Consider the following 19,164-nt stretch of genomic DNA (forward strand, 5'->3'; position numbering starts at 1 on the left):
GCAAGCACGGAACGGCCGGGTTTGACGGGAAGGAGGATGGCTGCATGAAACTCGTGCTGTTGTCGGGTGGATCGGGGAAGCGGTTGTGGCCGCTGTCGAACGAGAGTCGGTCCAAGCAGTTCCTCAAGGTCCTGACCGGTTCGGACGGACGGGTGGTGTCGATGCTGCAGCGCATGTGGGACCAATTGGACCGCGCCGGCCTGCAACAGGACGCTTACGTGTGTGCATCGAAGGCCCAGTGGGAGATCATCTCCGCCCAGATTGGGGATGTCCCGTTCATCGAGGAGCCGGCCCGGCGGGACACGTTTCCGGCCATCGCCCTTGCCTGCACCTACCTGCGGGACCAGGCGGGGTGCACCCGGGACGAGGTGATCGTCGTGATGCCTGTCGATCATTTCGTGGACGACGCCTACTTCCAAGCCATTCGCCGGCTTCCCGGGGCACTGGTCGAATCGGGCGCCGACCTGGCTTTGCTCGGCGTCGCGCCGACGGAGCCGACCAGCAAATTCGGCTATATCCGCGTTCGCCCGGGAGGAGACGGACGCGATTGGCGTTGGGTGGACGCTTTTGAGGAAAAGCCCGAAACCGCCAGGGCGGAGGTCTTGATCCGGGACGGTGCGCTGTGGAACTGCGGCGTGTTCTGCTTTCGGCTGGGTTACATGCTGGACCTCTTGGCGGGCCTCGGCGCGCCGGAAGGGTTTGAGGCGATGCGGGAGTTCTTTCACAGCCTGCCGAAGCGTAGTTTTGACTACGAGGTGGTCGAAAAGGCCGCGTCGGTCGTCGTGTGCCGTTACGACGGCACGTGGAAAGACCTCGGCACCTGGAACGCCCTGTCGTCGGAGATGGAGCAATCTTTTGCGGGCATCGGGCAGGCGGTGGCATGCGAGAACACCCATGTGGTCAACGAGCTGGGGATTCCATTGGTCGCGATGGGGCTACGCGATGCGGTGGTGGTCGCGGCCCCGGATGGCATCCTCGTCGCCGACAAAGCGATGTCGGCGGGCCTCAAGGATGTCGTCGGCGCCTACGACGGCCGTCCGATGTACGAGGAGCGCCGGTGGGGCACGCTGCGGGTCCTCGATGTGCAAAAGTTGCCGGACGGTACGGAGATGGTCGTCCGGTCGGTCGAGATCTGGCCCGGGCACAACATCAGCTACCAGAAGCACCTCAAGCGCAGCGAGGTGTGGACCATCACGGACGGAGAGGGCGAGGTGGCGCTGGACGACCGCATCCTGCCGGTGGGGCCGGGGGACGTGGTCCGCGTCTACGCCGAGCAGTGGCACGCCATCCGTGCCCGTACGCGTCTGCAGCTCATCGAGGTGCAGCGCGGTTCGGAGCTGGTAGAGGAAGACATCGTCCGCCGCTATCTGACGTGGGAGGAAATCCGGCGGCACTGCGGCGCGGGGGTACGCCGCGACCATTCGGGCTGAAGGTGTGGCGCGCCGGGCCGCGAAAAGTGCGGTATCTTCGGCGCGGGGCCGGCCCGTACGTACTTCGGCCAGACCTTCTTGGCCGATGGCCGATAATCGAACTGCCACATGGGCAAAATTTTTATCGAATCTTGGCGTGAGCGAGCAGGAAAATACAAAATATCGCAGAATATAGGACTTCGAAAGTCCGTGTGCCCAGCCGGCGTCTGGTCTTGGGCGGCACAGCTTTCACATGGTTCCCATCGCTTCCGGCAATCACCGGCCGGCGGGCATGGTTGTGCCCAGGACCCGGGGGCCGCGGGGTGATGAAGATAACCTTTTGAGCAGGAAGAAGGGGGCGCAGAGATGAAGAAGTTGACGAAAGCCGGCATGGCCACCATGGCCTTGGCTGCGTCGCTGACCATGTTGGTCGCGGGCTGCGGCGGCGGCACGACCTCGAACACCGCCGGCAACGGGACAGGCAACGAGACGGGAGCAGCCAGCGGCGCGCAGGACGGCGGCAGCATCGTCATCGGCCAGGCGACCAAGTACGACACGACGTTCATTCCGCACATCCCGAGCGATCTGTACACGAACAACATCGTCGGTTTTGCGTTCGATCCGCTGATGACCATCGACAACAACCTGAACTTCGTGCCCGACCTGATGAAATCGTACTCCTGGTCGGACGACAAGAAGACCCTCACGGTCAACCTCGATCCGAATGCCAACTGGACCGACGGCAAGCCGGTGACCTCGGACGACGTGCTGTTCACCATGAATGTGCTCGCGTCCAAGGAGTACAACACCACGCTGCAGGGCTCCTACGGGTACCTGGTCTCCCTGGTCGTCGGTTATGACGACATCCTGAACGGCAAGAAGAAGTCGTTTGACGAGACGGGCGGCTTCCAGAAGGTCGACGACAAGACGTTCAAGATCACTTTCAAGCAGGTGGACGCGGCCGTGCTGTGGTCCGACATCGCGGTGCTGCAGCCGATGCCGAAGCACGCGCTGGAGAATGTGCCGCTCAAGGACTTCATCACATCGGAATTTGACAAGATGCCGACCGTCACCGACGGCCCGTACAAATTCGTCAAGGTCAACGGCCAGGATTCGGTCGAGATGACCCGCAACGACAACTACTTCCGCGGGAAGCCGCACATTCAGAACATCACCTTCAAGACGGTCAGCGCCGACGTGTTGCCGGGACTGCTCGCCAACGGGAGCGTCAACCTGGTGTTGCAGTCCGCGCTCAAGCCGACGGACGTCGACAAGCTGAAGCAGATTCAGACCGTGAAGGTTCTGCCGATGCCGTCGTTGAGCTACCAGTACCTCGGCCTGAAACTGTATCACAAAGAATTCAACCAGGACTTCCGCCAGGCCCTGATGTACGGCATCAACCGCCAGGCGATTGTGGACGGTCTGCTGAAGGGCTACGGCAAAGTGCTGAACACGCCGGTTCCGGATGTCAGCTGGGCGGCGGCGACCCCGGCGGACGGCCTGAACGAATACAAGTATGACCCGGACAAGGCGAACGAACTGCTCGACAAGGCCGGATGGAAGATCGGACCGAACGGCTGGCGCATCGACCCGGTGACGGGCAAGGACTCCATCCCGCTCGACTATCCGCTGGGCAACACGGTGCGCATGGCCTCCGCGACGGCCATCCAGCAGGACTTGGCCAAGGTGCATCTCAAGATCGAGCTGCATCAGCCGCAGGACTTCGACGCGCTGGCGAAGAAGGTCCAGACGGACGACAAGAACCTGTACATGTGGCTCATGGGCTGGAGCCTGTCGGTGGACCCGGATCCGCGGGGCATGTACGATTCGAAGGCGGCGTACAACTATCCGCGCTTCAACGATCCGAAGAACGACGAGCTCATCAACGCCACCGCGAGCGAGGCGGCGTTCGACAAGAACGCGCGCAAGCAGGCGTTCGTGCAGTGGGAAGTGTACTACAACCAGCAGGTGCCGTACATCTTCCTGTATCAGCCCGACGATATCTATGCGTACACCACGAACTTGCAGATTCCGAGCAACGATTGGACGGCGACCGGCCCTGTGAATCCGCACGAGTGGTGGGTGAAGCAATAACCTTCGCTTCGGCGGCCGGGTGGGAGGTGGGACTCCTGTACAGGGAGCCCGCCTCCCGTTTGTTTGCGCTCGCGTCGTGTCGTCGAGGGTCAAGCCGGCAGGTGGTGGTGTGTTCTGAGCTGGATGAAGCAGCAGAAGGTGATGTTGGCCGCGGCCGCCGTGTCTGCGGGAGGCGTGGTGTTGTTGCTGCGGGCGGGCAACTGGCCGCTCGCCGCTTTGGTGTTCTGCAGCGTCGTGCTGACGCTCGCCACGGTCTACCTCCGTCCCCGGCCATTGTGGCGGTTCTATCTCATCATGATCCTCAACACCGCAGCTACGATGGCCATGTTTCCCGCCGCACCGCACCGGGTCCTGGAGACCACGCTGTACGCACTCATCATCTCAAGTTGCATCTCCATGCGGGCGGACCCGCGTCTTGGCATGGCGTTTTTCGGTGTGCAACTGACGGTGGCACTGGCGCTGTTGTCCAGACATTCCAACGAATTCGATCCCGTTCGTATCCTGACGCTCCTCGGCGGCTGCGTGATCCTGTGCCTCCAAATCTACGAGGTTGCGTCCAAATTCTACGAGTACCGCCAGCTTTCCATCTACGACGAGTTGACCCGTTTGCACAATGTCCGGTACTTTCGGTACAAACTGAATGAACTTTTGAAGGACCCGCGCGTGTCCAGTGTCACACTGATCATTCTGGATTTGGATCGTTTCAAGGAAGTCAACGACACTCTCGGTCACCGTGCGGGCGATGAGGTTCTGCGCAAGGCCGCCCGATGCATTCAAGATGTGGCGGACCCATGGGTGGTCAGCCGGTACGGCGGCGAGGAGTTCATAATTGTGCAACCGAATCTGGCTCTGAAGGACGCGGTCACGCTCGCAGAGCGAATCCGCATCGGGTTGGAACAGACCCGCCTGTGTGAACTGCCCGTCACGGTGTCCTGCGGGATCGCCCGAATGGAGAAGCCGAAGTTGCAACCGGAGGCCTTGTTTGACGCCGCGGACCGTGCGTTGTACGAGGCCAAGGGCGTTCGGAACTGCGTGCGCGTCCATGCCGTGGGCCCGGCTTCGGGAGAGGTGGCAGCGGCCAGCGGAGGGCTGGAATGAGCCCGGATGGCGGGGATCCGCATTGGCACCGGGCCAACGCGTGAGACCGGCGCGTCTGGCCTGCGCGGAGCGGGGACTTGCAAATCATGGACAGGTGTGCAGATGCACCGATCTCCACGAACCTGACTGAGCTCAAGGCTGAGTCACCGAGACGGGGGAGCCGGCTGTCCATCGGGACGCGGGCCTGCGGGAAAACCGATGGTGACCGTCGTCCCGCGGCCCGGCGTGCTGTCCACGTGAATCCGGCCCCGGTGCATCTCCACGATTTTGTAAGTGACGACCAATCCGAGTCCGGTTCCTTTCTCTTTTGTGCTGTACACCGGCTCGCCCAGCTTGGAGATGCGTTCTTTCGGCATCCCCACCCCTTCGTCCGTGCACGATACCCAGACGTGCCCGCCGGAAGCCCACAGCCGAATGGCCAACCGCCCTCCGTCCGGCATCGCTTCAATCCCGTTCTTGAACACGTTCACCAACGCCTGCTCCATGCGGTAGGGGAGCCCCCACACCGGAGGCGTGGCGGGCGAAAGATGGGTCATCACGCGGACCCCCTGGTGAACCGCCTGAGGTTCCAACAGGGCGATGGCCTGGCGGACCACACCCGCGACGTCCACCGGTGCGTACTCGGTTTTCTGAGGTCTGGCCAGCAGCAGCAATTCGTGCAGGATGATTTCGATGCGGGTCAGTTCGTCCAGCATGATGGTGACGTACTGGCCGTGCGCTTCCACAGGGGTGCCCGGCAACAACTGCAGAAAGCCTTTCAGGGTGGTCAGCGGATTGCGGATCTCGTGGGCGATGCTGACGGCCAGCTCCCCCACCGTCGCCAGTTTTTCGGACTTCACCAGGAGCTCCTCCGTGCGCTTGCGGTCGGTGATGTCCTGAACCGTACCGACCACGCAGGCGGGCAGGCCTGCCGCATCGGTGGCCACCTCCGCTCGCCACCACACCATGCGCTCCACACCATCCGGGCGCACGATGCGGAACTCTCCTTCGCCGCGGCCGTGCTGCCGGAGCCGCTGCAACATCTCCCGGATGCGACCTTGGTCGTCCGGATGGACCAAGCCCAAGAACGCATCGTCCGTGCCGGTGAATTGTTGTTCGGATAGGCCGTAGATGCGCAGCGTCTCATTGGACCAGGTGTGCCGGTTGCTCCGAATGTCCCAGGTCCAACTGCCGATGCCCGCCACGCGTTGGGCGAGTTCCAGATTGCGGTAGGTTTGGCGCAGCACCTGCTCGGTGCGGCGGCGGGCCCGAATCTCCCGCGCTACACTCAGGGCGAGTCCAGCCCCCAGCAACGAGATGGCGGCGGCAAACCCAGCGAACGTCCACCACACGCGGCGCCACCACACCGCCTGTTCCTCCTGGACGCGCGCTTCGGCCTCTGTTCGAACTGTTTGGCACAATTTCCTAAATTCAGAAAAGGCTCCCTCGCTGGCGAGCGGATTGAAATCTCTTGGGAGGGTACCGTGGTTCGCCGCCTCCGCCGCGAATCGCTCATGCCATCCGGTTCCGGCCGCGATGGCCCGCTGTGCGGCTGTCGAGAGCGGCGAATCGGCAGGTACGGCTTGCATCAGCGCCTGTGCAGCATCCGAAAACACCGCGTGCGCCGCGCGCAGAGTCTGAAGAGAGGCAGGATCCCGGTTCCAGGCAAACACGCGCAGCGCGCTGTTCTCTTGACCCAGTGAGGACTGCATCTGGTCGACGCTGGAGAGCACCCGGAGCGTCTGCGTGATATGCTGGTAGTTGTACCGGATGGATACCGCCAATGCCGTGGTGACCGAAACGGTGAAGACGGCAAACACGACCCCCGCAGCCATCAGCGGCCGCGGCAGTATGCGATTGGTCAGCCTCTGTTTCAAGCGCATGACCAATGACTCGATGGCGATAACCCCCAGATTGGCGGTATTCCGTTCGCCACATGAATCCTGCCAAAGCAGTCCAATTCATTCTATCAGTTTGGCGCAACGGGGGAAAAGCCATGTTGTGCACCGCAGCCCGGCGTTGTGCTATCCTGCAGACAATCCTCTGGTGAACGAGGCGGTGTGGGCATGGACGCATCAACCCGTGAGCATCCGGCGACGTCAGCCATTCGCAAGGTCCTCGAGGCCCGCCAGCCGGGCATTCTCACCGAGGAGCCGGTGATGCACGCGGCCGTCCTCGTGCCTTTGGTGAACGCGGGCGGGGAGCTGGCCGTGCTCTTTGAACAGCGGGCCGCGACCCTCCGGCGCCAGGCCGGTGAAATCTGTTTTCCCGGAGGGCGCCGTGAACCGGACGATCCGGATGAACGCGCGACGGCCCTGCGGGAAACGTGCGAGGAACTCGGCATCGCGGCTTTGGACGTGGACTGTCTGGGGGCGCTCGACGTGCTGGTCGCGTCCCCGCAGGTGATTGTGCATCCGTTCGTCGGACGCATCTTGGACACGGCGCGCCTGCGGCCGAATCCCGGCGAGGTCGGACAGGTGTTCACGGTCCCGCTCGAGCGGCTGCTGCAGACCTCCCCCCGGGTGGTCTCGATGCCGTTTGTTCCGGCGCCGCCGGACGATTTCCCATTTCACCTGATTCCGCACGGCCCGTCCTATCCGTGGCGGGGGTGGACCCGCCGCATTCATTTCTACGAGGTCGACGGTTGGGTGATCTGGGGGATGACAGCCCGGATCCTCACGCACTTTCTCGAACTGGTACGAGACCAAATGTAACACACATATGGTAAGATGAGATTTGTCTGTACTGAACCAAGCGATCGGAAAGGACATGAATTCATGGCAACGATTCGAAAAGCAGTGATCCCGGCCGCCGGATTGGGCACGCGGTTCCTGCCGGCGACCAAGGCGATGCCCAAAGAGATGCTGCCCATTGTGGACAAGCCGACTATCCAATACATCGTCGAGGAAGCGGTCGCCTCCGGGATCGAGGACATCATCATCGTGACGGGGAAAGGCAAGCGGGCGATTGAGGACCACTTCGACCGCTCGGTGGAGCTGGAGGAGCTGTTGACCAACAAGGAGAAGCCGGAAGTTCTCGAGGAGATCCGGCGCATCACCGACATGGCCAACATCCACTACATCCGCCAGAAGCAGCCGCTCGGCCTCGGCCACGCGGTGTGGTGCGCGCGCCGGTTCATCGGTTCGGAGCCGTTTGCGGTGCTGCTCGGCGACGACATCGTCCGAAGCGAAGTCCCCTGCCTGCGGCAATTGCTAAACGTCTACGAGGAACGCGGCGGGTCGATCATTGGCGTGCAGACCGTCTCGCAGGAGCAGGTGTCCCGGTACGGCATCGTGGATTCGGAACGGGTGGGCCCCCGGCTGTCGAAGGTCCGCGGGTTGGTGGAGAAACCGGCTCCGTATTATGCGCCTTCCCGGCTGGCCATCATCGGCCGCTACATCCTGTCGCCGACGGTCTTCGAATTCCTGGAGCGGGGCCAGACCGGCGCGGACGGCGAGATCCAGTTGACCGATGCGCTCAACGAGCTGACCCACGTGGAGGACCTGTACGCCTATGAGTTCGAGGGGCGGCGTTACGATGTGGGAGAAAAGCTCGGCTTCATCGAGGCGACGTTGGAGCTGGCGCTGGAGCAACCCGTGCTCGGCGACGCGGTGAAACGGCTGATTAAGCGGTTGGCGGCGGAATGAGGGCGGAATGAGGCGGTTCCAAAAGGCGCGGGCCGCTTGCAGGAGCGCCCGCGGGCCGTCCCGGAGGTGCCGGGACGGCCCTCCTCATCATGGCGCGCGGCGGGCACAACGATGAGCAGGTCCTGGCCGGGGGCGAATCCCGGGATCGGTTCGCTGTTTTCGACGTGCGTGAGGGGGACCGCCTCCGCTGGGCCATCCGTTGGCCACCCAGCCCAATCCGCTTTCCGGGTCGTCATCGGTGGACTGTTCTGGCGGCGGGCGACGAAGCAGGGGGTGGTGGCGGGGCTCATCACCGGCTGGGGGGTGACGGCGTATCTCGTGCTGACCCAGCATGACCCTGTCGCTGGCTGGAACGCGGGCCTCGTCGCGCTGATAGCCAATCTCGTGATGTTCTTCGTCGTCAGCGCGCTGACCAAACCGGTGCCCCGCCCCTATCTCGACGACTTCTACGCCGACGCCTTCCCGGCTGCGACCAGGCCATCGCCCACTCGCGCACCCGACCTTCATCCATAACCGTGGATGGAGGTGCGATCCCCTGCCCGGCCACCCCTGTGACATGACAGAAAGGGCGGACGGCGCGGACTCGCGTCCCGTCGCCGGCCGTCCCGGTGCATCTCGTCAAAATCCGAACCACCCGCCGGGTCCGCCCGAACCCGATCCGTTCCAAGGGCCTCCTGGGCCTCCCCAGGTCCCCATGCCACCCCCGCCAGGCCCGCCATACATCCCGGGTCCGCCATATATGCCGGGCCCGCCAGGGCCGATGCCGGGACCGGGCCCCGGCCCCCAACCTTCCGTCGAACCGAACCGATTCCACCCGCCTCCGCGCAGCGCCCGCGAACCGCCCCAAAGGCCGCCGAGCAGCAGCAACAGAGGGAGAAAGCAGGGTTCCGCATCCACCCCGGCTGAACCGTGGTGAAGTGCGGCCTGAATGTCCGCATGCGGACCCTTTTTCCGTTGTGCACGTTGCACCGCATGTCACCTCCTCCGTCCATCTGAGCCAAGTGTATGCGGATGGGGGAGAAAACGGGTGGACATGCGCCAGCTGTGGACGTGCCCCTGGTCTCTCTGACATCTCGGATGGCCGCCGGTTGCCTGCCGCCGCGGGAAAACGTATCATGTCGGTAACTCTGGTGGCGACTGGAGCCTGCCGGAAACCGACGGGAAGGGGACAGGCGATGGGGCACAGGGGGAGAACGCCGCGCAAGGTCATCATCGTGGAAGGCAAGAGCGACCGGGACCGGCTGCTCGCGGTGTTGGAGGAACCGGTGCAGGTCGTCTGCACACGAGGGACGCTGAGCTACGCCACGCTGGAGGACCTCATCCTGCCGTTGCAGGATGAGGAGGTGTACATCCTGGTGGACGCCGATGAACCGGGGATGAAGCTGCGCCGGCAGCTCCAGCACGAGCTGCCCAATGCCAAACACCTGTACACGCGCCGCGTGTACCGGGAGGTCGCGCGCACCCCGCTCAACGTGTTGGCCAAAGTGTTGTACGACGCCCATTTCGCAGTCGACGAACGGTGGCTGATGACGCCGGAGGGATGCGAACCGCCGCTGTGAGGGTGTTCCAAATAAAAATGGACGAACCGCGCATCCCCTTCTCACTCTGGGAAGGGGATGCCGTTCACCACTTCCAACAGGACGCGCGCGTGGTTGTACACCGGATCTTTGGAGGCATACACCAGCGTGACGGGTCCCTCATCTGCCAGCCGGCGCAGTTCCTCCAATTTTCCCCTTTGCACAGGATTCACCAACAGCTCCGAACGGTACCGTTCGCGAAACGCGTCATAGAGTTCCGGCCGATGGCAGAACCACTTCCGAAGCTCCGGACTGGGGGCGATGTCTTTCCACCAGTGATGGATGTGGGCGTCCTCCTTTTTCACGCCCCGCGGCCACATCCGATCCACCAGGATGCGCGTGCCGTCCGACGGGGACGGGGGATCGTACACCCGCTTCAATCTGACGTTCATGTGGGTTCCTCCTCGTTTCAACCGCGAATCTCGGGGTGAGGTCCGCCGCACAGGCTCTTGCTGCCATCGTAGCGCACGGGGCGCGATGCGGACAACCGCCGGCGATCCGCTGGGGAGGGTGTCCAGGAACAACGGATTGTTGTAGGATGTCGGTAGCATGGGGGTGAAGCCGTGAGCCGGAACGATACGTATCTCGTCAAGACGCTGGTCGAAAACTGGCGGCGCGAGATGGAGGCGGCGCAGTTGTACCAGCTGTCCGCCGACGCCGAGCGCGATCCCCGGCGCAAAGAGATTCTGGTCCGCCTGGCCGAGGTGGAACGCCGGCATGCGCAGATGTGGGAGGAAAAGCTGGCCGGCCTCGGTGTCGATACGGGGGCGCTGGAAGTGCCGCGGGTGACGGCGCCCGAAGGGGACGGCCCGCAGCTGTTGGCGCGCATCGAGGCGATTGAACAGGGCAACGGGGCTTGGTATCAGAGTTTGCGCAACGTGATCGACGACGAAGACATCCTCGGCATTATCGACCAGATTGACCGGGATGAAGCGCAGCACGGCGATCTCGATGCGCTCCTGCACTCCCGCCAGGCGGCGCAGCGCCGGTTGGACAAGCTGTGGAAGAGCGAGCGCCACCGCCAGGGGACCAGTGACTGGCTCGGGGACGCCATCTACGGGGTCAACGACGGCCTCGGCGCCATCTTCGGCATCATCGCCGGCGTGGCCGGCTACACCGCCAACACGCACACCGTGCTCATCAGCGGTTTCTTCGGCGCCCTGGCCAGCACTCTGTCGATGGGCGCCGGCGCGTGGCTGGCGACGCGGTCGGAGAACGAGGTGATGGAGACCGCCATCCGCCAGGAGCGGGAGGAGATTGAGCAAGACCCGGCGCATGAGGTGGAGGAGCTGGCCCTGCTGTACCAACTCAAGGGATTCACGCCCGAGGAGTCCCAGCGGATTGCGGAACAGATTGCCCAAGATCCGGATGCCATGCTCAAGACGATGGTCCTGGAGGAGTTCGGCATTCACGAGGCGAACCAGGGCAACCCCTGGAAGTCGGCGCTTTTCGGCGCGGTCTCGACCTTCATCGGCGGCGTCATCCCGCTCGTCCCGTTTTTCTTCATGAACGGACTGCCGGCCATGGTGGCCGCGGCGGTGGTCAGCATCCTCGCCCACTTCGCGGTGGGGGCGGCCAAGAGCCTGATCACCGTGCGCAGTTGGTGGGCGAGCGGCCTGGAGATGACGCTGGTCGGAGTGATCGTCGGTGTCGTCTCCTACGGTCTCGGCGAACTCGCGGCCCGCGTGTTCGGCGTCGCGGCCGGCGGCTGAGCGCGGGGGTGCGCCTTGGTCTAGGAAAAATCCGGGCGCGACCTCAGGTGTGCCAAGAACACGTCGACCGTGCGCGTCCGAAATTGAGAAGCGTGGACCACGGTGGAGAACCAGCGCCGTACCGGATGTCCGGCGATCTCGACGCTGGCCAGCGTCCCGAGGGCAAGTTCCTTGCCGAGTGCGCGCTCGGACAAGAGCGCCACGCCGAGACCCGCTTCTACCGATTCCTTGATGATCTGGTTGCTCCCGAAAGCCATCACCGCACGCGGCCGGATGCCCGCCTGGGCCAGCAACCGATCGGCCATCTCCCGCGTGCCGGAGCCCTGTTCCCGCACGATCCACGTCTCTCCCGACACGGCGCTGGCCTCGACCCGTTCGGCGCTTGCCAGCGGGTGATCCACAGGGAGGATCACCCGCATCGTGTCGGGCAAAAACGGCGTGACCTCCAACTCGGGATGACGCAGCTCCGCCTCTACGATGCCGACGTCGAGCTCTCGCGCCAACACCTGTTCCGCCACGTGGCGAGTGTTCGCGATGATGACCTCCGGCTGCACATCCGGGTGTACACGGCGAAACCGGGCCAGGACGCGCGGCAGCACGTATTCGCCGAAGGTGAGGCTCGCCCCGATGCGCAGGGGCCCCTGGACTTTCTGCGTGAGGTCTTCCAACAACCGGCGGGCGTGGGCGTATTCCCGGACGATCCGCTTGGCCTGCGCGTACAGCACCTCGCCAGCCTTGGTCAACCGGATGAACCGGTTTCTGCGCTCGACCAATTTGACACCGTAGTATTCCTCGAGCACCCGGATGTGCTGGCTCACGGCCGGTTGGGTCATGTGCAGGTCTTCGGCGGCGCGTGAGAAGCTCCGGCGTTCCACGACGGCGATGAACACCTCGAGCGGTGTATCCATCCTCAGGCCTCCCGTCTCGTTCACATGATAAGAATTCCTTATCTACATCATATCAATCATTCATTTTACCTATGGAAGATCCGTGCGTACCCTGGGGAGTGACAGGTCACCAAAGGGGGGGATTCATGTGGAGGGTCCCAACGCCTCATTTTCTGCCTCTTCCGTTTCTGCCGTTTCTTCCGCTTCGGCTGCGGCGCGGATCACCGAAGGCAAGGACGCGCGCGCGCAGGCCGTCCGCCGCTTTGCGCTGGGGGTGGCCTTCACCTTGGTCATCGCCGCCCTCGGGACCGGATTGGCGCGCCTCCCGGGGTTGAACCGGGTGGGCCCGTTGGCCTGCGCCATCGCCATCGCGGTTGCCTACCGGCAATGGGCCGGGTATCCCGAACGCTTGCGCAGTGGGATCCAGTTCTCCGCGAAGCGGCTGCTGCGCTTCGCGATTGTGCTGTACGGGCTCAAGTTGAACATCGCCATCATCCTGCACGACGGCTTGGGGCTCTTGATGCGCGATGTGGCGACCATCGCGTTCTCCATCGGCCTCATGGTCCTGCTGGCCAAGTGGTGGAAGGCGGACACCTCGCTCTCCCTGCTGCTCGGCGTCGGGACGGGGGTGTGCGGGGCCTCGGCCATCGCGGCGGTGTCGCCCATCCTGCGCGCCAAGGAGGAGGACACGGCCATCGCTGCCGGGATCATCGCCTTGGCGGGGACAGTGTTCGCCATCGCCTATACGCTGGTGCGGCCTTGGTTGCCTTTGACGGCCATGCAGTACGGGGTGTGGTCAGGCGTGAGCATCCACGAGGTGGCGCAGGTGGCGTTGGCCGCGGCGCCGGCGGGATCGCAGCCGTTGGCGGTGGCCTTGCTGGCCAAACTGGGCCGGGTCCTTCTCTTGATCCCGCTGGCCTTTGGCATGATGCTGTGGATGAAGTGGCGGGGCGGGCACGAAGGCCCGGTGAAGGTGGAGTTTCCGTGGTTCCTGGTGGGCTTTCTGGTGATGAGCCTGGTCGGCAGCTACCTGGTGCCGCTGTGGCACGTCCCCGCGACGTGGATGCAGGACGTCTCCACCTTCAGCAGTTTCCTGCTCACGACGGCGATGGTGGGGCTCGGACTGAACGTCAGCCTGAAGGACGTGCGCAAGAAGGCGGTACGGCCGTTTCTTGCGATGGTCGCCACGTCGGCCCTGCTGTCGGGTCTGACGCTGCTGTTCGTATGGTAGACCAGACCCGATACCACTGCTGCGCATCGTGTGTGCACTTTCGCGCAGAGCGCAGGCCGTCGGGAGTACGGACGTTTTGCCAGCGGTTGGGGTATGACACAAAACCGGCCTACCGGTTTGACTGCTGGCGCCCAAAGGAGCGCGTCCGGCGGCGCATGGAGCGGGAACGGGAGCGCGAGCGATAGGGGGATCCACCGCCGCGCTCCCGCCGCGCCGGGGTCTCACAATTGGGTCAGGATCTCCGGGCCGTTGTCCGTGATGGCCAGGGTGTGCTCGTACTGGGCACTCAGGCCGCCGTCCGCGGTGCGGGCCGTCCAGCCGTCGGGATCGAGCTTCGTCTCATAGGTGCCCGTGTTAACCATGGGCTCGATGGTGAACGTCATGCCCTTGCGGATGCGTGGTCCCCGGTGCGGCGGGCCGTAGTGCAGCACCTCCGGGCTCTCGTGCATCTCTCGGCCGATGCCGTGGCCGATGTACTCCCGCACCACCGACAGGCCCTCCGATTCCACGTAGGTCTGAATGGCGTGGCCGATGTCGGAGATGTGATTCCCGGCGACCGCCACCTCGATGCCCTTGAACAGTGCGTTTTTGGTGACGGTCAACAGGTGCCGGGCTTCCTCGCTGATCTCGCCCACCGCATAGCTCCACGCCGAATCCGCGTGCAACCCCTTGTGCAACGCCACCATGTCGACGGTGATGATGTCGCCCTCCTGCAGCACGTAGTCGCCAGGAAACCCGTGGCAGATCACGTCGTTGACGGACGTGCAGGAAGCGAACGGGTACCCCCGGTAGCCCTTCTGGGCGGGTTCCATGTGGTGTCGCAGCAAAAAGGACTCTACGAACGCGTCGATGTCCTTGGTCCGGATGCCGGGGCGGATGAAATCCGCCAAAGCGGCGTGGCACTCGGCCACCACCTTACCGGCTTCTCGCATCAGGTTGATCTCATATCGGCTCTTCGTGATGATCACGTGAAGACCTCCATCCGTTCCGCCCCGCGTGCGGGGATTCGTGCTTACTGTACCACAAGGCGGCCCTCCGTACGAACCGAATGGGAACCCGATCCGATTGAACCGGCGCACGGCAGCGCCTATGATGGTGACAACATGGATTACGGCCATTCGGAGAATTGCGGCCGGAAGGAGGAGATGCGTATGGCGTCTGCCGTCTGCCCGCACTGCGGGGAAACCGCGTATTCCAGCGCGGAGTTCGTCGAACCGTGGACCTGTCCGACCTGCAAGCAGGTGGTGGTCCCGGAGCTGACCCCGGAGGACAGGGAGCGCGTGGGAGAGACCGTGATTGAAAAATACAGCCGTTTCTGGTCACCGGAGTGACGCGGCGGGCCCGCTGCGGGCCGCGGATGTCCGGTCTTCCTCAGGGACGCCCGCCGTGTGCGCGTCCGGGGATCCGGTTTCCTGCGCCGCCCCCGGCGGATGCACGGAGTCGACATGCAGGATCAGTTCCGGGTCCGAGAAACCGAGGTTATCCTCGAGATAGGTCCGGATGTCCCGAAGCAGGCGGCGGGCCGCACCCGGGATGTCCGGCTGCCACATGGCCCGGACGTGCACGTGCACCGTCACCTGGTCCTCGAGGCGCGTGCGGACGGTCCGGACGGAGAACGGATGCCCCTCTTGGCGCGCGAGCTGTATGACCACGTCGCGCACCACCCGCGGGTGGATGTAGATGGCGCCCCCCGAGAACGCGGCGTTGACGACGGTCACGGGCGTGGGGCCGGTCGCCGGTGTGCGCGGGGTGTGCAGGCGGTACCGCAGCCGGCGCAGGAATTGTTGAAACCGCGGGATCTCCAGTTGCGCGGGGGTGACGGGAATGGCATGCATGCCGAGCCTGCGCAGATTGGCGGCCAGGTCCCGGTGGCGCAGCTCCGCGACGGTCTCGATGGGGATGAAGGTGATGGGCCCTTCCAGCCCGAGTTGGCGGCAGATGGTCTCCACCATCCGGGTGGAGGTGCCGAGCACCAGGACCGTGTTCGGCGCCAATTGCCGGATCCTCTCCGCCACCTGCCTCCGGTGCTCCTCGTCCGTGAATATGGCGCGCTTGACCGCCGCAATCCGGTTGGGTTCGAACTTGGCCGAAAAACCAGCCGCGACCCGTCCGCCGTGGATGAGCAGGCCGTCGTCGATGATGATCTGAGCCCCCACCTGCCGGGCCACGCGTTCTGCACGGTGGCTCTTGCCCGTGCCGCTCGGTCCCACCAAGCCGTAGATCTGCATGTCCGGTTCCCCCTTGTGGCCGCAAGCCGCCCGTCGTATGGTAGACTGATCTCAATCTTACACGATTGTCCGCCTGTGCGGACGAGGAGCGTCGCAGATGTTGGACAACCATTTTTGGCCGATGCTGGGCGCCTCATCTTCTGAGTTTGGGAAATCTTTGCCGCAGCAAATTGCCGACTACATCGCCACCGAGATCCTGCAGGGCCGTTTCCGCCCGGGCGAGCGGTTGAAGGAAGAGGACTTGGCCGCCAAGTTCCAGACCAGCCGCGCGCCGGTGCGGGAGGCGCTGTACCTGCTGCAGATTGACGGGCTGGTGGAGCGCCAGCCCCGCCGGGGCACCGTGGTGAAGGCGTACACCGAAAAGGAGATCCGCGAGCTGTACGAGGTGCGCCAGGGGTTGGAGCAGATTGCCGTGGAGCGGCTCCGGCACGCCTGGAGCCGGCGTGCGGCGGAGCGGTTTCACGCCGTACTCGCGGATATGGAACAAGCGCTGGCCGAATCGGACGCGGAGGCGTACGCGGAGTTCAACGAGGCCTTTCACGAATTGATTTTCGATCTCGCCGGCAACGAAGTCCTGCTGCGCCTCTACCGCCAACTGCAGAACCTGCTGCGCCTGCTGCTGCGCCTCTCGACGCAGGAGGCGGCTCAGATGCGGGCTTCCTACGAGGAGCACCGGGCCATCGTGGCGGCTTTGGAGCGCGGGGATTTTGAAGAAGCCAAGCGGGTCCTGGCGCAGAATGTCGATCACGGGCTCCACCGTGCCCTCGGCACGCGCGCGGAGGTGCCCCCGGGCACTCGAACATGATTGACGAAAGGGCGGTCATTCCGAAATAATAGGAATGAACCGTCGGTTCGTCGAATGGATTGTCGACAATCGACAAATCGAGAGAGGGTGGGTCGCGTGCGGGTCACGGTCCAGCGATTCGAGCAGTTCGGCAGCATGCGGTTTCAGTTGACCGGTCCGGTCGGGATCATCACCATCAACCGGCCGCGCCAGCGCAACGCGTTGACGCGCGGGATGTGGGAGACGTTGGCGCAGTGGTGCGAGCACCTGCCGCAGAAGACGAAGGTGCTCATCCTGCGCGGCGGCGGCCGGGATTTCACCGCTGGCAGCGATATCAAAGAATTTGCGAGGCTGACGGTCGACGAGGCGGACGACGCCTTCGAGACCATGGAGCGGGCCATCGCCGCGATGGAGCGGGTGCAGGTCCCGACCATCGCGTCCATCAACGGGCCTGCCTACGGGGCGGGATTCGTCCTGGCGCTGGCGTGCGATTTGCGCATCGGGTCTCCCCTGGCCCGTTTCGGCATGCCCGTGGGCAAGCTGGGCATCACCCTGCAGACGCCGTTTGTCCGCCGGCTCATCGCCATCCTCGGGCCGAGCCGCACGAAGGAGTTGGTGTATACCGCGCGATCGTACTCGGCCGAGGAGGCGCTGGCGCTGGGCCTGTTGAATCAGTTGGTGCCGGAGGAGGAACTGGACGAGCGCACGCTCGATCTCGCCAAGTCCATCCTCCAGCAGTCGCGCGCCTCTCTCTTCGCGGTTAAAGACAGCGTTCATCGGGTGCTGGCCGGCGAGGCGGAGCGGGAGCGGCACTGGGTGGACCGGCGGGACTTCGTCGAAGGGGTGCGCGCGTTCACGGAGAAACGTCCCGCCCGCTTCTGACGGGCGCGGTTCTGGCTCGCCGCGGCTTCGGTGCGGCGGCAATCGGCGACATACGGAGGGAGAGAAACCGGTGGGCTATCTCAGCGACATCACCATCATCGACCTGACGCGTATTTTGAGCGGCCCGTTCTGCACGATGTACTTCGCCGACATGGGGGCGAACGTCATCAAGGTCGAGCCGCCCGGCGGGGACGACACCCGCACCTGGGGGCCGCCGTTCATCGAGGGCGAGAGCGCCTACTTTCTCAGCATCAACCGCAACAAACGGAGCATCGTGTTGGACCTCAAGAGCGACCAGGGCAAATCCGTCCTGCGCCGCCTCATCGCCAAGGCGGACGTGGTGGTCGAGAACTTCCGCCCGGGGACCTTGGAGCGGCTGGGCTTCGGGTTTGAGGAGCTCAAGCGCATCAACCCGCGCATCATCCTCGCGTCCATCTCGGGATTCGGGCAGACGGGGCGTTACCGGGACGAACCCGGGTACGACGTGATTGCCCAGGGGATGGGCGGCCTGATGTCGGTCACCGGGGAGCCGGACGGCCCGCCGGTGAAGCCGGGCTTCTCGCTGGCCGACGTCGGGGCCGGCATGTGGGCCATCATCGGCATCCTGACGGCGCTGCATCACCGCGACAGGACCGGGGAGCCGCAGTGGGTGGACGCGTCGCTGCTGGAGACGATGATCTCGATGCAGACCTACATCGCGGGCAACTTCTTCGCCAGCGGCAAGAACCCGCGCCCAATGGGCAGCGCGCACCCGAACATCTGCCCGTATCAGGCGTTCCCGGCCAGCGACGGGTACTTCAACCTGGCCGTCGGGAACGACAAGATGTGGCGCCAGTGCTGTGAGGCCATCGGGGAGCCGCAGTGGGCGGAGGACGAACGATTCCGGACCAACCCGGACCGGGTGATGAACCGCGACGTGCTGATTCCGATGCTCGAGGAGAAGTTCCGCCAGCGGACGGTGCGCGAGTGGGTGGATCTCTTCCGCAGCATCCGGATTCCGTGCGGCCCCATCTACCGCCTGTCGGAGCTGTACGACGATCCGTACGTGATGGAGCGGGAGATGGTCACGACGGTGGAGCACCCGACGGCGGGCACGGTCAAGACGGTCGGCGTGCCGGTCAAGTTCCATCACGGCGAAGGGGGCGTCCGTCCGTTTGCGGCGCCGCCTCTGCTCGGCCAGCATACGGAGGAGGTTTTGCGCGAGTTCGGCATCCCGGAGGAGGAGATCCGGGCGGTCGCCGGCGAAAAGCCTGGGAACTGATTGGGATTGGGCCACCCCCTGGGGTGGCCTTTTTGCGCCCGGCGATGTGTGGAAACCGCCGGACGGAGGAAAACTGGAAAGCAGTGCAACAAATGCCGGTGACCGGTCACGTCTGCGGCGCATACAATCCGTCACTGAGCAGGAACACCGCTCCGATGCAGGCGCCCGCCAGCAGCCAGCCGAGGCGGGCCCGGCGTGTCATGGGCTGCCTGCGCCCGGGGAGGGTGGCGGCGAATGCGGTGACCACCACTGCGGACAGCGGGATGAACGACAGGCGGATGAGCAGATGGACCAGGTTGTGCAACGGCGAGCCCTCCCTCGATGGCATACGGGTGGCCGGCCTGGGTGGGCCTGCCGTGACCTATTGTGCCACAG

Annotated in this window: 19 protein-coding genes; 13 read left to right on the plus strand and 6 right to left on the minus strand. The window is 64.4% G+C overall.

All coding sequences use genetic code 11. The features are described 5' to 3' along the window. Nucleotides 1–44: 44 nt before the first annotated feature. The 3 genes from BM357_RS13125 (at nt 45) to BM357_RS13135 (ending at nt 4,601) form a co-directional block, all read left to right on the plus strand. The gene (locus BM357_RS13125) at nt 45–1,430 is read left to right on the plus strand and encodes a sugar phosphate nucleotidyltransferase (RefSeq protein ID WP_074954234.1); all 1,386 of its coding nucleotides are present in this window, start codon (nt 45–47) and stop codon (nt 1,428–1,430) included. A gap of 345 nt (nt 1,431–1,775) precedes the next feature. Further along, nucleotides 1,776–3,503: an ABC transporter substrate-binding protein gene (locus BM357_RS13130; protein WP_074954237.1), complete on the plus strand. Its 1,728-nt coding sequence runs from the start codon at nt 1,776–1,778 to the stop codon at nt 3,501–3,503. Between the two features lie 123 nt (nt 3,504–3,626). After that, complete coding sequence (locus BM357_RS13135; RefSeq protein ID WP_074954240.1) at nt 3,627–4,601, plus strand: GGDEF domain-containing protein; 975 nt, start codon at nt 3,627–3,629, stop codon at nt 4,599–4,601. Nucleotides 4,602–4,744: 143 nt separating this feature from the next. Here BM357_RS13135 and BM357_RS13140 read toward each other — a convergent pair whose 3' ends face one another. Continuing rightward, entirely contained in the window at nt 4,745–6,463 is a 1,719-nt protein-coding gene (locus BM357_RS13140) for a PAS domain-containing sensor histidine kinase (RefSeq protein WP_074954243.1), read from the minus strand. Between the two features lie 183 nt (nt 6,464–6,646). Here BM357_RS13140 and BM357_RS13145 point away from each other — a divergent pair, with 183 nt between their 5' ends. From BM357_RS13145 to BM357_RS13160, 4 genes are all read left to right on the plus strand, one after another. After that, the gene (locus BM357_RS13145; protein WP_074954246.1) at nt 6,647–7,294 is read left to right on the plus strand and encodes an NUDIX hydrolase; all 648 of its coding nucleotides are present in this window, start codon (nt 6,647–6,649) and stop codon (nt 7,292–7,294) included. A gap of 63 nt (nt 7,295–7,357) precedes the next feature. After that, on the plus strand, nt 7,358–8,227 hold the full coding sequence (galU, locus tag BM357_RS13150; RefSeq protein WP_074954249.1) for a UTP--glucose-1-phosphate uridylyltransferase GalU: 870 nt from the start codon (nt 7,358–7,360) through the stop codon (nt 8,225–8,227). Between the two features lie 111 nt (nt 8,228–8,338). Next, entirely contained in the window at nt 8,339–8,740 is a 402-nt protein-coding gene (locus tag BM357_RS13155; protein WP_074954251.1) for a hypothetical protein, read from the plus strand. 662 nt (nt 8,741–9,402) lie between these two features. Further along, nucleotides 9,403–9,786, plus strand: coding sequence for a toprim domain-containing protein (locus tag BM357_RS13160; RefSeq protein ID WP_074954255.1), 384 nt, complete (start codon nt 9,403–9,405; stop codon nt 9,784–9,786). Nucleotides 9,787–9,827: 41 nt separating this feature from the next. On the opposite strand, the gene BM357_RS13165 is transcribed toward BM357_RS13160, so the two are convergent. Beyond that, nucleotides 9,828–10,196, minus strand: coding sequence for a DUF488 domain-containing protein (locus BM357_RS13165; RefSeq protein ID WP_074954258.1), 369 nt, complete (start codon nt 10,194–10,196; stop codon nt 9,828–9,830). A gap of 171 nt (nt 10,197–10,367) precedes the next feature. On the opposite strand from BM357_RS13165, the gene BM357_RS13170 reads away from it, so the two are divergent. After that, the gene (locus tag BM357_RS13170; RefSeq protein ID WP_245783989.1) at nt 10,368–11,516 is read left to right on the plus strand and encodes a VIT1/CCC1 transporter family protein; all 1,149 of its coding nucleotides are present in this window, start codon (nt 10,368–10,370) and stop codon (nt 11,514–11,516) included. Nucleotides 11,517–11,536: 20 nt separating this feature from the next. On the opposite strand, the gene BM357_RS13175 is transcribed toward BM357_RS13170, so the two are convergent. Beyond that, entirely contained in the window at nt 11,537–12,424 is an 888-nt protein-coding gene (locus BM357_RS13175; protein WP_074954261.1) for a LysR family transcriptional regulator, read from the minus strand. Nucleotides 12,425–12,623: 199 nt separating this feature from the next. On the opposite strand from BM357_RS13175, the gene BM357_RS13180 reads away from it, so the two are divergent. Next, complete coding sequence (locus BM357_RS13180) at nt 12,624–13,634, plus strand: YeiH family protein (protein ID WP_074954379.1); 1,011 nt, start codon at nt 12,624–12,626, stop codon at nt 13,632–13,634. Nucleotides 13,635–13,855: 221 nt separating this feature from the next. Here BM357_RS13180 and map read toward each other — a convergent pair whose 3' ends face one another. Next, nucleotides 13,856–14,602, minus strand: coding sequence for a type I methionyl aminopeptidase (map, locus tag BM357_RS13190; RefSeq protein ID WP_074954267.1), 747 nt, complete (start codon nt 14,600–14,602; stop codon nt 13,856–13,858). A 183-nt stretch (nt 14,603–14,785) separates the two neighbouring features. Here map and BM357_RS13195 point away from each other — a divergent pair, with 183 nt between their 5' ends. Beyond that, nucleotides 14,786–14,965: a hypothetical protein gene (locus tag BM357_RS13195; protein ID WP_074954270.1), complete on the plus strand. Its 180-nt coding sequence runs from the start codon at nt 14,786–14,788 to the stop codon at nt 14,963–14,965. Here BM357_RS13195 and BM357_RS13200 read toward each other — a convergent pair. After that, nucleotides 14,954–15,862 carry a P-loop NTPase family protein gene (locus tag BM357_RS13200; protein ID WP_074954273.1) on the minus strand — a complete coding sequence of 303 codons (909 nt, stop codon included), beginning with the start codon at nt 15,860–15,862 and terminating at the stop codon, nt 14,954–14,956. The genes BM357_RS13195 and BM357_RS13200 overlap by 12 nt on opposite strands. Nucleotides 15,863–15,959: 97 nt before the next feature. Here BM357_RS13200 and BM357_RS13205 point away from each other — a divergent pair, with 97 nt between their 5' ends. From BM357_RS13205 to BM357_RS13215, 3 genes are all read left to right on the plus strand, one after another. Continuing rightward, nucleotides 15,960–16,667: a GntR family transcriptional regulator gene (locus BM357_RS13205; RefSeq protein WP_083430496.1), complete on the plus strand. Its 708-nt coding sequence runs from the start codon at nt 15,960–15,962 to the stop codon at nt 16,665–16,667. 96 nt (nt 16,668–16,763) lie between these two features. Beyond that, entirely contained in the window at nt 16,764–17,528 is a 765-nt protein-coding gene (locus BM357_RS13210; RefSeq protein ID WP_074954276.1) for an enoyl-CoA hydratase/isomerase family protein, read from the plus strand. A gap of 70 nt (nt 17,529–17,598) precedes the next feature. Then, entirely contained in the window at nt 17,599–18,789 is a 1,191-nt protein-coding gene (locus BM357_RS13215; protein WP_074954279.1) for a CaiB/BaiF CoA transferase family protein, read from the plus strand. 106 nt (nt 18,790–18,895) lie between these two features. Here BM357_RS13215 and BM357_RS13220 read toward each other — a convergent pair whose 3' ends face one another. Then, nucleotides 18,896–19,093 carry a hypothetical protein gene (locus BM357_RS13220; RefSeq protein WP_074954281.1) on the minus strand — a complete coding sequence of 66 codons (198 nt, stop codon included), beginning with the start codon at nt 19,091–19,093 and terminating at the stop codon, nt 18,896–18,898. Nucleotides 19,094–19,164 lie beyond the last annotated feature (71 nt).

The organism is Paenalicyclobacillus macrosporangiidus, from assembly GCF_900116805.1.
Taxonomy (GTDB): domain Bacteria; phylum Bacillota; class Bacilli; order Alicyclobacillales; family Alicyclobacillaceae; genus Alicyclobacillus_H; species Alicyclobacillus_H macrosporangiidus.

Excerpts from the sequence above, each read along its gene's own strand:
- BM357_RS13200 (WP_074954273.1), bottom strand. The coding sequence starts at position 15,862 with ATGCAGATCTACGGCTTGGTGGGACCGAGCGGCACGGGCAAGAGCCAC.
- BM357_RS13140 (WP_074954243.1), bottom strand. The coding sequence starts at position 6,463 with ATGCGCTTGAAACAGAGGCTGACCAATCGCATACTGCCGCGGCCGCTG.
- BM357_RS13125 (WP_074954234.1), top strand. The coding sequence starts at position 45 with ATGAAACTCGTGCTGTTGTCGGGTGGATCGGGGAAGCGGTTGTGGCCG.
- BM357_RS13175 (WP_074954261.1), bottom strand. The coding sequence starts at position 12,424 with ATGGATACACCGCTCGAGGTGTTCATCGCCGTCGTGGAACGCCGGAGC.
- BM357_RS13205 (WP_083430496.1), top strand. The coding sequence starts at position 15,960 with ATGTTGGACAACCATTTTTGGCCGATGCTGGGCGCCTCATCTTCTGAG.
- BM357_RS13145 (WP_074954246.1), top strand. The coding sequence starts at position 6,647 with ATGGACGCATCAACCCGTGAGCATCCGGCGACGTCAGCCATTCGCAAG.
- BM357_RS13160 (WP_074954255.1), top strand. The coding sequence starts at position 9,403 with ATGGGGCACAGGGGGAGAACGCCGCGCAAGGTCATCATCGTGGAAGGC.
- galU (WP_074954249.1), top strand. The coding sequence starts at position 7,358 with ATGGCAACGATTCGAAAAGCAGTGATCCCGGCCGCCGGATTGGGCACG.
- BM357_RS13195 (WP_074954270.1), top strand. The coding sequence starts at position 14,786 with ATGGCGTCTGCCGTCTGCCCGCACTGCGGGGAAACCGCGTATTCCAGC.
- BM357_RS13165 (WP_074954258.1), bottom strand. The coding sequence starts at position 10,196 with ATGAACGTCAGATTGAAGCGGGTGTACGATCCCCCGTCCCCGTCGGAC.
- BM357_RS13155 (WP_074954251.1), top strand. The coding sequence starts at position 8,339 with ATGAGCAGGTCCTGGCCGGGGGCGAATCCCGGGATCGGTTCGCTGTTT.
- BM357_RS13135 (WP_074954240.1), top strand. The coding sequence starts at position 3,627 with ATGAAGCAGCAGAAGGTGATGTTGGCCGCGGCCGCCGTGTCTGCGGGA.
- BM357_RS13130 (WP_074954237.1), top strand. The coding sequence starts at position 1,776 with ATGAAGAAGTTGACGAAAGCCGGCATGGCCACCATGGCCTTGGCTGCG.